10 protein-coding genes are annotated in these 14,500 nt (G+C 63.6%); 4 read left to right on the top strand and 6 right to left on the bottom strand.

All coding sequences use genetic code 11. The annotated features are described in order from the left end of the window. Positions 1-14: 14 nt before the first annotated feature. From J3474_RS09480 to J3474_RS09470, 3 genes are all read right to left on the bottom strand, one after another. Positions 15-1,139, bottom strand: a complete 1,125-nt coding sequence (locus J3474_RS09480) for a fumarylacetoacetate hydrolase family protein (protein WP_207093930.1) — start codon at positions 1,137-1,139, stop codon at positions 15-17. Positions 1,140-1,231: 92 nt separating this feature from the next. Further along, entirely contained in the window at positions 1,232-2,896 is a 1,665-nt protein-coding gene (locus J3474_RS09475; RefSeq protein WP_242528310.1) for a glycoside hydrolase family 43 protein, read from the bottom strand. Between the two features lie 31 nt (positions 2,897-2,927). Next, positions 2,928-5,024: an alpha-glucuronidase family glycosyl hydrolase gene (locus J3474_RS09470; RefSeq protein WP_207093988.1), complete on the bottom strand. Its 2,097-nt coding sequence runs from the start codon at positions 5,022-5,024 to the stop codon at positions 2,928-2,930. A gap of 187 nt (positions 5,025-5,211) precedes the next feature. Here J3474_RS09470 and J3474_RS09465 point away from each other — a divergent pair, with 187 nt between their 5' ends. Continuing rightward, complete coding sequence (locus J3474_RS09465) at positions 5,212-6,300, top strand: glycoside hydrolase family 43 protein (RefSeq protein ID WP_207093928.1); 1,089 nt, start codon at positions 5,212-5,214, stop codon at positions 6,298-6,300. A 181-nt stretch (positions 6,301-6,481) separates the two neighbouring features. Here the strand turns inward: J3474_RS09465 and J3474_RS09460 are convergent, their stop codons facing one another. Then, positions 6,482-8,293 (bottom strand): IlvD/Edd family dehydratase, encoded by a 1,812-nt coding sequence (locus tag J3474_RS09460; RefSeq protein ID WP_207093927.1) that lies wholly within the window; start codon positions 8,291-8,293, stop codon positions 6,482-6,484. Between the two features lie 15 nt (positions 8,294-8,308). After that, positions 8,309-9,457, bottom strand: coding sequence for an aldose epimerase family protein (locus J3474_RS09455; protein ID WP_207093926.1), 1,149 nt, complete (start codon positions 9,455-9,457; stop codon positions 8,309-8,311). Between the two features lie 137 nt (positions 9,458-9,594). Here J3474_RS09455 and J3474_RS09450 point away from each other — a divergent pair, with 137 nt between their 5' ends. After that, a complete protein-coding gene (locus tag J3474_RS09450; protein ID WP_207093925.1) occupies positions 9,595-10,914 on the top strand; it encodes a sugar MFS transporter in 1,320 nt (439 codons plus the stop codon). A 125-nt stretch (positions 10,915-11,039) separates the two neighbouring features. Here J3474_RS09450 and J3474_RS09445 read toward each other — a convergent pair whose 3' ends face one another. Further along, positions 11,040-11,795, bottom strand: coding sequence for a FadR/GntR family transcriptional regulator (locus J3474_RS09445; protein ID WP_207093924.1), 756 nt, complete (start codon positions 11,793-11,795; stop codon positions 11,040-11,042). A 112-nt stretch (positions 11,796-11,907) separates the two neighbouring features. On the opposite strand from J3474_RS09445, the gene J3474_RS09440 reads away from it, so the two are divergent. Both J3474_RS09440 and araD1 read left to right on the top strand, forming a co-directional pair. Continuing rightward, positions 11,908-13,437: an aldehyde dehydrogenase (NADP(+)) gene (locus tag J3474_RS09440; protein ID WP_207093923.1), complete on the top strand. Its 1,530-nt coding sequence runs from the start codon at positions 11,908-11,910 to the stop codon at positions 13,435-13,437. A gap of 65 nt (positions 13,438-13,502) precedes the next feature. After that, positions 13,503-14,498 carry an AraD1 family protein gene (gene araD1 / locus J3474_RS09435; protein ID WP_207093922.1) on the top strand — a complete coding sequence of 332 codons (996 nt, stop codon included), beginning with the start codon at positions 13,503-13,505 and terminating at the stop codon, positions 14,496-14,498. The last annotated feature ends 2 nt before the right edge of the window (positions 14,499-14,500 follow it).

The following is a 14,500-nucleotide window of genomic DNA, read 5'->3' as shown; positions in this document are numbered from 1 at the left end:
GTGTGCCATGCGCTTCAGACCTTCTCGATCAGGCCTCGCGCGGCGAGATTTCGCATCAGGGCCGCAATGCCCATCGTCCAGGGGGGAGCTTCACGGGAAGTGGTTACCACATTGGACAGGCTTCCGAGCTTTTCCGAACGAATGGTGACCTTGTCGCCGAGCTTGTGCGTGAACCCACCGCCGGGCGTGTCGCGATCCTGGGTCGGCGCGAACAGTGTGCCACAAAAGAGCACGAAACCATCCGGATAGTGATGCTCGCTCAAAGTCTGGTTCACCAGATCGAGCGGATCGCGGCTGATCTCGCTCATTCGGTTCGTGCCTTCGAGCCGATACCCGTCGGTGCCCTCGATCAGAAGGTCGACATTTGCGGAACGCACATCGTCGATCGTGAAACCGTCGTCGAAAAGACGGATAAAAGGGCCGATCGAGCAGGACGCGGTATTGTCCTTGGCCTTGGACAGCAGAAGCGCCGAACGACCCTCGAAATCGCGGAGATTGACGTCGTTGCCGAGGGTCGCGCCGACAACCGTGCCACTCGCATCGGCGACAAGCACCACTTCGGGTTCGGGATTGTTCCAGCTCGAATCCGAGCGCACGCCAATCAGTGCGCCATGGCCGACCGTCGAAAGAACCGGCGATTTGGAAAAGACTTCGGCGTCGGGTCCGATCGCGACCTCAAGATATTGCGACCACATACCCTGATCGATCAGCGCAGTCTTGAGCGCAATGGCCTCGTCGCTTCCCGGAACGACGGACCGGATGCCGCTGCCGACACGCTCTTCCAGCAGATCGCGGATTTCGGCGGCCTTCGCCGCATCCCCGCGCGCCCGTTCCTCGATCACCCTCTCGATTGCAGAGAGGGCAAAGGTGACGCCGCAGGCCTTGATGCACTGCAGATCGACAGGTGAAATCAGGCGCCAGCCTTCGGGCAGGCCGTCCTGCACTGCACCGATGTGGCGCCCACCCGAGAAGCTGCGCCGCGCGACGGCACCCGACATCGTCGCAACCTGCTCGGTAATGTCGAACAATTCGCCATTCCGGATTGCGATAACATGGGGCCCGCACTCACTTTCTGCACGTCCGGCGAACAAGCCTTCGCGGAAATCCGCGGGCAGGATATCTACTAGATTGTCGGGCATTGACCCCGAATCCCCTCCGTTTGATAGCGCTATCATAGATTGATTCATGCCTTTCGGCAAGTCCTGCACGTTCGATAATGGCAAGTATTCGCCTATTGATTAGCGGAGGCCTGCTGCGCGAATGGACCGATTACAGTTCCGGTGAACAAACCGCCGTGCACAGAAGCCATGTGTTCAACGTTCTGGCCGCGCACAAGATATCGCCAGTCGCCCTGCCCTGCCGGACGCCAGGCGAAGTCGGCGGTTCCCCGGTCGAGAGAAATGGCGAATTCGACCGGTCCTCCATCCGATAAGGGCATGCTGGCAACGGTTACGCCGCTTTCAGGCTGATCCGCGCTGCGCCTTTCGCGCAAGGCTATCCTTTGCTGCCCCTCGACCCTCGTGATCCCGATGCTGATGAAATGGTCTTCGTTCATAAAGGCCATCAGGCCGGCATAGTCGTCGTCCCGTTCGGGCGTAAAGGCAATCTGCGCGCTGACGCGTGCCGTCTGCTGGCGCAGGCGCCGACCGAGAAAGGCGGGCTGCCCATCCAGGCTCCCCGGCGCGACCGGGCGTGCCGTCAGGTCCAGCCCATTGTCGATCCGATACCACGGCGGTCCCGACGGATCGCGCAGTTGCAGCCATTGCGCCGCCAGTTCTCGACCGGCGAACGTGTCCCGCCAGCGAGTCCAGTCCACTTTACCGTCGGTGGCTAGGGCCGGCCGCTTTGCCGTCAGGGGAACGGCGGCGCCTTTAGGCAGGATCAAGGGCCAACCGTTCTTCCAGGTCACCGGGAGTAGAAACGTTTCGCGACCGAGCAGCGTCGACTGCCCTTCGAAGGGCACTGTGGCAAGGAAGACCGCCCACCAGCTGCCATCGTCCAGACTCACGAAGTCCGCGTGGCCGGTCGCTTCGACACGCGAGGGGCGATCCGCCGGCAGATCGCGCTGCGTCAGGATCGGATTGACCGGACCGGCTTCATAAGGGCCATCGGCCCGCCGCGAGCGATAAATGGTCTGCGAATGGTCCTCTGCAGTGCCTCCTTCGGCAGCTGTCAGGTAATACCATCCGTCGTGCTTGAAGATATGCGGTCCCTCGGCCCAGATTGGCTTGTCTTCAGGATGCACTCCGCCATCGACCAGGACCTTGCGCGGGCCGAACATCTTGCCCGAGGCAAGATCGATGCGCTGGATCCAGATGGCGCGATGCCCCTCATAACGGGGTTCGCCTTCGGGCGCACCATTGTTGACCACCCATGCGCTGCCGTCCTCGTCGACGAACAGCGACGGGTCGATGCCTTCGAAGTCTAGCCAGACCGGATCGGACCAGGGACCCTCAGGCCGGTCCGCCACGAGCATGAAGTTTCCGCCACATCGCACGCATGTGTCGAGAATGCGAAACTTGCCGCCGTAATGGCTGATGGCGGGTGCGAATACCGCATCGTTGGTACGCATGCCCTTGAAGGAAAACATGCCGGGCCGGTCGATGGCGTTCCCGATCTGCCGCCAGTTCACAAGGTCGCGGCTGTGGTAGATCGGGATCCCCGGAAACCAGGCGAAGGTCGAATTGACGAGGTAGAAGTCCTTGCCCACCTTCACCAGCGAAGGATCGGGCTGGAAGCCGGGCAGGACTGGATTGCGGAATTCGCCCGGAGCCGTATCTGGCTGGGGACCAGCCTGATATTCCACCTCGGCTACGTGCGCGACAGGTTGTGCGGCGATGGCTCCCGGCAAACTGGCCGCGGCCATGGCAAGGATCAGGTACCTGCTGCGGATCACGTTGCTCTCCTTCTTGTCTCGTTCGCCAAAGTCATGGATTGCCCGGGGCATCGGGAAAGCGCAGGGCCTCGTACCAATCGAGCCCATGCGCAGGTGGCCGGGCTCCGGACGGCAAGGGGCAGCCGCAGACCGTGCTGAAATAGGCGATAGACGCATCGCGCCACCAACGCGCTTCGCGCTTCTGGATCGCCAGGAATTGCGCAACATCGCGATGGCGCTGCGCATCGACATAAGGTGACAGTTCGGCCCACTGCGCAGCCATCGCGTCCACCCCGGCAACGCCGCGATCGTACCGCGCGACCAGTTCGGCCCACAATGTGCTGCCGGACCGTGTCCGAAATTCCCACGGAAGATGATGGAACCAAAGCAGGTAGTCTTCATTGCCTGTCGCGGGATCCGCCCATTGCGCCGCGACGCTCGGCGCGTATTGGGCCAATGCATTGCTGCCTGTTGCCATCCGGTCAAAGCCGATACCCGACTTGTCTGCGCGGTTGTAATAGGTTGGGTTCCATTCGGGTCGCGGCAGATCCGATACCCACGGGGCCGGTCCGTAATGATGTCCGGTGCCCATCTGGTGGGCAAGCCCAAGTGGGGTCATGTAATCGACTACGGTCTGCCGGCTGCCGACCATCATCTCCGCCAGAGGCACTGTAAAGGCGGGATCACGGCTAAAAGTCTGGGCGGCCCATTCGCGCGCGATAGCATCGGCTGTCAGCTCCGGGTACCAGGCGAGCCGACCAAAGGCATACCAATTGGCCTGATCGAAATGCCCGCCCGTCCAGTTGCGGTCAGATCCCGTATTCGCGACGCCAGCCATGCCACCCTGCGCCAAAGTCTGCGCTACGCTGAGGGTCCGGTTGCCCTTGCCATGGCCGGTATCCGCATCCAACGTTTCGGTCCAGAGCGGTGCGAGGAACGCAAGATGGGTCGCAAAGCCCAGATATTCCTTGGTGATCTGTGCTTCCAGCATCATTCTGGTGTGCGGCATTGCGCCGAACAGGGGGTGAAACGGTTCGCGCGGCTGGAAATCAAGGGGGCCGTTCTTGACCTGAAGGATCACATTGTCGGCGAATTTTCCGTCAAGAGGCTTGAATTCCTCATAGGCGAGTTTGACCCGATCGGTCTCCGAACCGCTTGCGTAGACGAAGGCACGCCAGATCACCGTGCCTCGACTTCCGAGCGCCTGCGCCAGCATGTTCGCGCCATCGGCATGGGTGCGACCATAGTCCTGCGGACCGGGCTGGCCTTCCGAATTGGCTTTGACCAGGAATCCGCCGAAGTCGGGAATGGAGGTATAGATCTCGTCGGCCTTTTCCTTCCACCAACGGCGAACTTGCGGATCGAGCGGGTCGGCAGTGGTCAGTCCGCCCAGGTCGCGGGGAGCAGAAAAGCGCGCTGACAGGAATACGCGGATGCCGAAGGGGCGCCATGCATTCGCCAGGCGGGCGAGCTTTTCGATGTAACGCGGCGTCAGCATCAGGGGCGACGCATTGACGTTGTTCACGACCACCCCATTGATCCCGACCGACGCGTTGGCGCGGGCGTAATCGATGAGGCGCGGATCGAGATGATCCGGAAGCAACCACCAGTCGAATATCGAGCGGCCGGCATAGCCGCGCTCCACAAAGCCATCGGGGTCATCCCAATGGTCCAGCATTCGCAGCGGAAGGGCAGGAGCCGAGGTCAGATCGATGGCGTCCAGATCCTCGCCGCTCGCCACATGACGCAGCAGCGCAAAGCTGCCGTAGAGGAGCCCGATATCGTCATTGGCGGCGATGACGACACGGCCATCATGCCCCAGTGCAATACGATAGGCCCCGCTCGGCAATCCTGCCAGCGGCCTTGCCAGACCGGCATCTTGTCCGAAAAGGCGCCCGGCCCGGGCGAGGACTGGCGCTTCGCCCTTACCCGACTGACCGAGCATGGCCTCCAAGCCGCGCGCCAGCTCCGCTTGAGCAGCCTGCGTGATCGGCGAGGATTTGCCGAGCAGTTCAGGAGTACCAAGGCGCGCGTTCACCGCGCTTGCGGTTGCCTCGTCCAAGGGAGCGTACCGCAGCCAAAGCGCATAGCCGTCTTCGGCGCGGGCAGGCCCTGCCTGGATCGCGCACAGCGATACCAACAGCAACATGCCAATGCGCGCAAGGATCGACACCTGTCCGGCGCCAGAAGCGAAACCTCTCCCAATCATTCTGGTAGCGCTATCATACGGGCGCGCACAGTCAAGTCTCGATAGTTCGGCTTGCAAATGAGGTCATGGTAGCGCTATCTATCACGCGATGAGGTGGGGAATGGACCCATATCGCGGAGAGGAATAGATGCGCAGATCCCATGTTTTGTTCATAAGAACCGCGATTCTCGCGGGGGCGGCGGCAGCGATAGCCGGTTGCTCCAAGCCGGAGGAAGCACCCAAGGCGCAAGAGACGGACAAGTACATCGCGCAGCCTCTCGTCACCGAGATCTTTACTGCGGACCCTTCGGCCCATGTATTCGACGGGAAGCTCTACATTTATCCCAGCCACGACATCGATACCGGAATTCCCGACGATGACCTGGGCAATCAATATGCGATGCGTGACTATCGCGTATTGGAGCTGGACAAGCCCGGCGGGAAAGTAGCCATCGGGCCAGTCGCGCTGGATGTGGACGATGTGCCCTGGGCCAGCAAGAGCATGTGGGCGCCTGACGCGGCATACAAGAACGGCACCTATTTTCTCTACTTCCCGGCCAAGGACAAGGACGGAATCTTTCATATCGGGGTGGCGACCAGCGACCACCCGATGGGTCCGTTCAAGGCGGAACCCGAACCGATCAAGTCCAGCTTCTCCATGGACCCTGCGGTATTCACGGACGATGACGGTACCAGCTACATGTATTTCGGCGGCATCTGGGGCGGACAGCTACAGAAATGGGCGAGCGGGAAATACGATCCCTCGATCGGCGATGTCGATCTGAAGCAGGACGACAAACCCGCCCTGATGCCGAAGGTCGCCAAGATGGCGCCGGACATGAAGGAATTCGCCGAAGCGCCCCGCGATGCAGTGATACTCGACACGGACGGCAAACCCGTACTTGGCGGCGATCACGACAAGCGCTTCTTCGAAGCCTCGTGGATGTACAAGCGCGGCGGCAAATACTACTTCACCTACTCGACCGGCGATACGCATTTTCTCAACTATGCGATCGGCGACAATCCATACGGACCGTTCACATATACCGGGCACATACTGCTGCCGGTGCAGGGCTGGACTTCACACCATTCGATAGTCGATTGGGATGGCAAGACCTGGTTGCTCTTCCACGACACGCAGTTGAGCGGGAAGAACCACCTACGCAACGTCAAGATGACCGAGCTGCATTTCAATGCCGACGGGACGATCCGGACGATCGATCCCTTCAAGCACTGATTTTCCATTGAAAAGGGCCCGGTTCCCGCCCGCATCGGGCAGGAACCGGGCCCTTCGCATTGCGGCTTTTGAGATCGGATAGACCGTAGCCGGAGTCGGGAGGCGTACGCCGAATCCGGGCCCTGCGGAGTGATGGAGCGCGGAGCGAAATCCATCACTCCTGCCCTCCATCACTCCGTGTTTAGTGGTTATCGCGCGGCAGGCCCATGGTCTGGGCGATGCGCTGGTATTTTTCGGATCCTTCAAGGATGGCGCCGGTATCCATTTGTCCGACGATGCTGCGCTGGATCTCCTGCCAGGGTGTTTGCGACGCGGGATAGGGATAGCCGCCGCTTGCTTCCAGGTCGGCGCGGCGCTGTGCCAGTTCCTCGTCGGATATGAGGACGTTGACGGAGCCCTTGCCCAGGTCGATCCGGACGCGGTCTCCGGTGCGCAGGAGGGCGAGGCCGCCCATGGCCGCGGCTTCCGGGCTGGCGTTGAGGATCGAAGGGCTGCCGCTCGTGCCCGACTGGCGGCCATCGCCGATGCACGGCAGGGCCGAGATGCCCTCGGTAATGAGGTAGGCAGGCGGGCGCATGTTCACAACTTCGGCGGCTCCGGGATAGCCGATGGGGCCGGCTCCGCGCATGAACAGCAGCGTTTCGCTGGTGATGCCGGTTGCGGGATCGTCGATGCGGTGGTGGTAGTCTTCCGGGCCGTCGAACACCACGACCGGGCCTTCGAAGGCATCGGGGTCTGCCGGGTTGGAAAGATAGCGTTCGCGAAACTCCGCGGAGATCACGCTGGTCTTCATGATCGCGGCGTCGAACAGGTTGCCCGACAGGACCAAAAAGCCGGCTTCCTCGACCAGCGGCTGGTCGAAGGTCTTGATGACGCGCTCGTCCTCGATGGTGGCATTGCGGCAGTTATCGCCCATGGTCCTGCCGTTGACGGTCATGGCCCCCTCATTGATCAGGCCCTGCTTGATGAGCTGGGCGACCACTGCGGGCACGCCGCCGGCGCGGTAATAGTCCTCGCCAAGGTACTCACCGGCCGGTTGCAGGTTGACCAGCAGCGGGATCTTGTGGCCGATGCGTTCCCAGTCCTTGAGCGGCAGGTCGACGCCGATGTGGCGGGCGATCGCGGCGAGATGGATCGGGGCATTGGTCGAGCCGCCGATGGCGGCGTTGACGGCGATGGCGTTGTGGAATGCCTCGAGCGTCAGGATGTCCGAGGGCTTGAGATCCTCGTGCACCATTTCGACCACGCGCTTGCCGGTGTGGTAGGCACATTCCTGCCGGTCGCGATAGGGCGCGGGGATCGCCGCCGAGCCCGGCAGCATCATGCCCAATGCCTCGGCCAGCGAATTCATCGTCGTGGCCGTGCCCATCGTGTTGCAGTATCCCGTCGAGGGTGCGGACGAGGCGACGAGCTTGATGAAGCCTTCGTCGTCGAGTTCGCCTGCTGCCAGCATCTGCCGGCCCTTCCACACGATGGTGCCCGAACCGGTCCGCTCGCCCTTGTGCCAGCCATTGAGCATGGGGCCGACCGAGAGCGCAATCGCCGGGATGTTGACCGTTGCCGCGGCCATGAGCAGCGCCGGGGTCGTCTTGTCGCAGCCGGTGGTCAGGACCACGCCGTCGATCGGATAACCGTAGAGCGCTTCGACGAGTCCGAGATAGGTCAGGTTACGGTCGAGGCCGGCGGTCGGACGCTTGCCGGTCTCCTGGATCGGATGGACCGGGAACTCGATGGCGATGCCGCCGGCTTCGCGGATGCCTTCGCGGATGCGCTCGGCCAACACGATGTGGTGGCGGTTGCAGGGCGACAGGTCGCTGCCGGTCTGGGCGATGCCGATGATCGGCTTGCCCGACCGCAGTTCCTCCAGGCTGAGGCCGAAGTTCAGGTACCGCTCGAGGTAGAGCGAGGTCATGTCGATATTGTCGGGATTATCGAACCAGGCGCGCGATCTCAGCTTCGGGGATGGCGCCTTGGGAGGATTCTGGTTTGTCATGGCGGTTCGTTTCGATCAGCGCGAGGTGGAGAGGCGATAGATCATGACATGCCGGTAAGGCTTGCCGGGATCGACACGGGCGGAGACGAAGTCGGGATGATTGGGCGCATCGGGGAACTTCTGCGGTTCGAGCGCGATGCCATCGCCCATCCGGTACAGGTGGCCCTGCTTGCCCACCAGCGTCCCGTCGAGGAAATTGCCGGAGTAAAATTGCACGCCCGGCTCGGTGGTGAGCACTTCGAGCACGCGGCCCGACACGGGGTCCTCGAGCCTTGCGGCAAGCTGCGGCGTGGCGGTCACGCCCTTATCGAGCGCGAAGTTGTGGTCATAACCCCTGCCGAAGACGATCTGCCGGTCGGTTCCATCGCGCAGTCCGTCCGCGACGCGGCGCGACTGGCGAAAATCGAACACGCTTCCCTCGACCGGGCGCAGTTCGCCGGTCGGGATCAGGTCCGCATTGACCGGCGTGAACCGGCTGGCCGGGATCGTCAGCATCTGGCCCGTCGCGCCATCGCTCGACCCCTCGCCGGCCATGTCGAAGATCGCGTGATTGGTCATGTTGATGACTGTTGGCCTGTCGGTCCTGGCCTCGAAGGCAATGCCGAGGTTTCCGGCCTCGTCGAGGGTGTAGGTAACCGTGGCGACGACCTTGCCCGGATAGCCTGCATCGCCGTCCGGGCTGACGTGGCTCAGCACGACGCTGGCGGTCGGACCGGACTTCACGGAGACGACCTGCCACGCGACCTTGTCGAAGCCATGACCGCCGCCGTGGAGGCTGTTGTGGTCGTCGTTGAGGGGCAGCTGGTAGGTCTTTCCGTCGAGCGTGAAGCGGCCACCGGCGATGCGATTGGCATAGCGGCCAACCGTCACGCCAAAGTAATTGGGATGCTCGACATAGTCGGACAGCGTGTCATACCCGAGGACTACGTCGGCGATCTTGCCATGGTTGTCCGGCGCAAGCAGCTTCTGCAGGGTGGCGCCGTAGGACAGGATCGTGGCCGAGATGCCGTTGTCGGCCTTCAGGGTGATCGCGCTCACTTCGGTGCCATCGGCCAGGGCTCCGGCGATTTCGCGCTTCGCCTCGGCCGCATGCGCGGATGGGCAAAGGCCTGTCGCCATGACTGCCAGGGCCGCGCCGGCCAGTGCCTTTTTCAGATTCCTCATTCCCGATCGCTCCAGACCCTGCGTGGAATTTTTGCGGCCCATTGACGGGGCCCACACCGCGATATAGTCCGACAAATGGAAAAAGCGCAAGCCGGTTCGCAAAGGAAGTCGCGCGGACCCCGTTCGAGAGGATAGACATGCCTACAGTTGTCTCGTCGTCCGGCACATCCGCCGAAACCGCGCAGGAAACCGCAATTCGCTATGGCCCGGCGCTGACCCTGCTTGCCAGCCTCTTCTTCATGTGGGGGTTCATCACCGTCATCAACAACACGCTGCTTCCGCATCTGCGCAGCGTGTTCGAGCTCAATTACACCCAGACCACGCTGATCGAGTCGGTCTGGTTCATCGCCTACTTTGTCGCCTCGATTCCTTCGGCCAAGCTGATCGAGCGCATCGGCTACAAGATGTCCCTGGTCGTGGGCCTGCTCATCATGGCCGCGGGCGCGCTGGGCATGATGCTGGCAGCCAGCATCCCGTCCTACGGCGTCACCTTGACGATGCTGTTCGTGATCGCCAGCGGGATCACGCTCCTGCAGGTGGCGGCAAACCCCTATGTCGCCATCGTCGGCAAGCCCGAGACCGCCTCTTCGCGCCTCAACCTGGTGCAGGCACTCAACTCGGCCGGAACCATGCTCGCCCCGCTCTTCGGCGCCTACCTGATCCTGGGCCGCTCCAAGAGCGGCACCTCGGCGGTGGGTACGGTGCTCAGCGAAGCCGAGCGCATGGCCGATGCCCAATCGGTGATCCTGCCCTACGGGCTGGTCGCGGTGGTGCTCGTAGTCCTCGCCATCGTCATCGCCCGCTTCCCGCTGCCCGCCATGGGCACCTCCAATGCCCGCGTGGCCAAGGAAGAGCGCAAGCACCTGTCCTTGTGGAGCCACCGCAACCTGGTCTTCGGCATCCCCGCCATCTTCATCTACCTGATCGCGGAGATCGGCGTGGCCAACCTCTTCGTGAACTTCGTCAGCCAGCCCGACATCGCCAACCTGACCCATGAACAGGCCGGTCGCTACCTCACGTTCCTGTGGGGCGGCATGATGGTCGGCCGTTTCGCCGGCTCGGCGATCATGCAGCGCTTCGATGCCGCGAAAGTCCTCGCCGTCTTTTCCGTCGGCGCCTTCGTGGTGATGCTGGTCACCAGCTTCGCGCACGGCCCGGTCGCGATGTGGTCGCTGATCCTCGTGGGCCTGTTCCACTCGATCATGTTCCCGACCATCTTCACCCTTGGCATCAAGGGGCTGGGGCCGCTTACGGAGGAAGGTTCGGGGCTGCTGGTAATGGCCATCGCGGGCGGCGCGCTTGTGATCGTGCAAGGCTGGATCGCCGACAACTACGGCCTCCAGACCTCCTTCCTGCTGACCGCGGCCTGCGAACTCTACGTGCTGTTCTATGCGCTGTGGGGCAGCAAGCCGACGCATGCCCTGCCCGATGAGGTGCTCGAAGCACAGCCGGTCTGAACCAGCGACCAGGGACATTCCTCCTGAGCAAAAGGGACCGGATTGCACGCAGGGCCGGCGACCATGTCATCGGCCCTGTGCCTGTCTCGATGCAGGGAAGGATCGGCGCGCGGCCCTCGCCGTCGTCAGGGACGCATTGCGCTGCGGGTATCGTCCAGCGCCAGCTCGACCAGCACGTTCATCGCTTCGGCGGCGGCATCGCCGTCCCCGGCGGCAATCGCCTCATAGACCTTGGTGTGATCGGGTATCGGACTGCGCGGCAGCGCGCGCGCGCGCAACTTGAACTGCGTCGTCCAATTGACCGCCGCTCCGATGCTGGCACTCAGGACCATGAGCGCCTGATTGCCGGTGGCGTGCAGGATCGCTGCATGGAAATCCCTGTCGGCCGCGCGCCCCGCCTCGGTCGTGAGCGTATGGCTGCGCATTTCCGCCAGGGCGGTTTTCATGGCCTTGAGGTCGGCCTTGTCGCGCCGATTCGCCGCCAGGCGGGCTGCCGCCGGTTCGACGATGGCGCGCAGCTCGAACAGGCTGCGTACGAACTCGATGTCCGGTTCGCCGGCAAAGGCCCAACCCAGCACTTCGGGATCGAGCAGGTTCCAGCGCTCGCGCGGAAGCACGCGCGTTCCCGCCTTGGGCCGGCTTGCCACCAGCCCCTTGGCGGTAAGCACCTGGATCGCCTCGCGATAGGCACTGCGGGAAACCTGGAGCTCCTCGGCAAAGGCGACTTCACCGGACAGAACATCGCCGGGCGCATATTTGCCCGACAAGATGTCCGTCCCCAGCTTATGCGCAATCGCACCGTGCAGACGCCGACCCGGACCACGGGGTTCCTCGCCAGGCCTTGCAGCATCCTTTTCCTTGCTCAGTTCAGCATCCGTCACGATTTTCCTTACCTCCGCAAGCGACCCTATCAGCCCTCCTGCAAGGAAGGAACGACAAACATTGCGTTTATCGCCAGCTCGGAATATGTCGGAGTAAATAGGGAGACCCCGAATGACAGATTTCCGATCCGTAGCGGCTGAAACCGGTCAGCCCCATGGCGAGCCCTTCAACGTCGATGGTCCTGCACAAGTTGCGCAGGCCTGCGACAGGGCCGACGCCGCCTTCGATGCCTATCGCGCCACGAGCCGTGAAGAACGGGCCGCCTTCCTCGAACGAATCGCCCAGGAGATCCTCGCCATCGGCGATTCGCTGATCGAGGCCGCGATGACCGAGAGCGGCCTGCCCCGTGCACGCCTCGAAGGCGAACGCGGCCGTACCGTCGGGCAGCTTCGCATGTTCGCCGACGTCGTGCGCAAGGGCCTCTGGCAACAGCTGCGCATCGATCCCGCCATGCCCGAGCGTCAGCCCCTGCCGCGGCCGGACCTGCGCCTGCGCATGATCCCGGTCGGGCCCGTCGCCGTATTCGGAGCCTCGAACTTTCCGCTCGCCTTCTCGACTGCCGGAGGCGACACGGCCTCGGCGCTGGCAGCCGGCTGCCCGGTCGTCGTGAAGGGACACCCGGCCCACCCGATCACCGGTGGACTGGTCGCACAGGCGATCACCAGGGCTGTTGCTGCCTGCGGACTTCCGGAAGGTGTCTTCCAGCACCTCGTCGGCCCCTCGAACGACTTGGGCGCCGCGCTCGTCAGCGATCCGCGCATCATGGCGGTCGGCTTCACCGGCTCGCGCAGCGGCGGCCTGGCCCTCGCCCGCATCGCCCAGGCCCGCGAAGTGCCGATCCCGGTCTATGCCGAGATGTCGAGCATCAATCCGGTCCTGCTCCTGCCTGAAGCGCTCAAGGCGCGCGGCGAGGCACTGGGCACGGCCTTCGTCGCTTCGCTAACGATGGGCGCAGGCCAGTTCTGCACCAATCCCGGTCTCATCCTGGCCATCGCGGGCGAAGGCCTCGACGCCTTCATGGCGGCCGCCACGGGCAGCGTATCTCAGGCAAAGCCGCAGACGATGCTGACCGCTGGCATTCGCGAGGCCTATGCCAAGGGCGTCGAGACGCTTTCAGGTTGTCCGGGCGTCGAGACGCTGGCGCGCGGGGAAGACGGCGATCGCACCCACGGCGGGGCCGTCCTGTTCCAGACCACCGGCGAGGCGTTCCTCGCCGACAAGGCCATGGGCCACGAGGTCTTCGGCGCCTCCTCCATTATCGTGCGCTGCAAGGACGAAGCCGAACTCGCCAAGGTACTCGCCGGTCTCGAAGGCCAGCTCACCGCCACCCTCCACATGGACGCCGCCGACGAAGACCTGGCCGCGCGCCTCCTGCCGGTGCTGGAGCGCAAGGTCGGCCGGATCCTTGCCAATGGCTGGCCGACGGGCGTCGAAGTGTGCCACGCAATGGTCCATGGCGGCCCCTTCCCGGCCACGTCCGACCCGCGCACCACGTCGGTGGGCAGCATGGCCATCGACCGCTTCCTGCGGCCGGTCAGCTACCAGAACCTGGCGCAAGACGTCCTACCCGCGGAACTGCGCGACAGCGCCAAGGGCGACGGCGCACCGCGTCTGATCGACGGCACCCTCAAGCTCGGTTGACCACCCCCACCTTCTGCCCGGCGCGCGCCGATGAATGAGCGCGCGCCGCGGCCCGGGAGAGAATCATGACTTTTCTTCGCCTGCTCCAGCATCGCGCGGTCGACGGTTCGCGATCCGTCATTCTTGCCGAAGGCAACACCGCCCATTTTCTTGAGGGCGTCACCTCGGTGCGCGAACTGGCGCTGCGCGCGATCGCTGCGGGCGACACGCTGGCCGATACCGCTAAGGCATGCGGGCAAGGCGCCGCCGTCGACATCCGCGCCGAGTTCGACGCGGGCCGCCTGATCGCGCCGATCGACCACGAAGACCCGGCGCACCTGATCCTTTCGGGCACCGGCCTGACCCATCTCGGTTCGGCCGAAGGCCGCGACAAGATGCACCGCGAGGCCATGGCCAGCCAGGCGCAGACCGATTCCATGCGCATGTTCCTCGAAGGCCTGGAAGGCGGAAAGCCCGCTCCGGGCGAAGTCGGCCAGCAGCCGGAATGGTTCTACAAGGGCGACGGCTCGCAGCTCGTCGGCCCGAACGATCCGCTGCTCATGCCCGCCTTCGCCAAGGACGGCAGCGAGGAACCGGAAGTCGCCGGCATCTACATCGTCGGCGAGGACGGCGCGCCCTATCGCATCGGCTTCGCGCTCGCCAACGAGTATTCAGATCATGTGACCGAGCGGCACAATTACCTCTGGCTCGCCCATTCCAAGCTCCGGCAGGCAGCCTTGGGCCCCGAACTGCTGCTGGGGCCTGCACCAGCAGGCATCGAAGGCACAAGCCGGATCCTGCGCGACGGAAAGACACTTTGGGAAAAGCCGTTCCTTTCCGGCGAGGCGAACATGTCGCACACCATCGCCAACCTGGAACACCATCATTTCAAGTACAACCTGTTCTGCCGCTCCGGCGACGTTCACGTCCACTTCTTCGGCACCGCCACGCTCTCGTTCAGCGACGGCGTGACGACGCAGGAAGGCGACGTCTTCGAGATCTCGGCGTTCCCCTTCACGCTGCCGGTATCCAATCCGCTCGTACGCGCTCAGGAGCGCACCGTTACGGTCAGGACGCTCTGAAC

It is taken from the genome of Novosphingobium sp. PY1 (assembly GCF_017312445.1).
Lineage (GTDB): Bacteria > Pseudomonadota > Alphaproteobacteria > Sphingomonadales > Sphingomonadaceae > Novosphingobium.
Note: the sequence above shows the minus strand (reverse complement) of the source record. Positions and strands in the feature narration are given on the sequence as shown.

Coding starts and splice junctions, on each gene's coding strand:
- J3474_RS09480 (WP_207093930.1), bottom strand. CDS start 1,139: ATGCCCGACAATCTAGTAGATATCCTGCCCGCGGATTTCCGCGAAGGC.
- J3474_RS09470 (WP_207093988.1), bottom strand. CDS start 5,024: ATGTTGCTGTTGGTATCGCTGTGCGCGATCCAGGCAGGGCCTGCCCGC.
- J3474_RS09465 (WP_207093928.1), top strand. CDS start 5,212: ATGCGCAGATCCCATGTTTTGTTCATAAGAACCGCGATTCTCGCGGGG.
- J3474_RS09460 (WP_207093927.1), bottom strand. CDS start 8,293: ATGACAAACCAGAATCCTCCCAAGGCGCCATCCCCGAAGCTGAGATCG.
- J3474_RS09455 (WP_207093926.1), bottom strand. CDS start 9,457: ATGAGGAATCTGAAAAAGGCACTGGCCGGCGCGGCCCTGGCAGTCATG.
- J3474_RS09450 (WP_207093925.1), top strand. CDS start 9,595: ATGCCTACAGTTGTCTCGTCGTCCGGCACATCCGCCGAAACCGCGCAG.
- J3474_RS09440 (WP_207093923.1), top strand. CDS start 11,908: ATGACAGATTTCCGATCCGTAGCGGCTGAAACCGGTCAGCCCCATGGC.
- araD1 (WP_207093922.1), top strand. CDS start 13,503: ATGACTTTTCTTCGCCTGCTCCAGCATCGCGCGGTCGACGGTTCGCGA.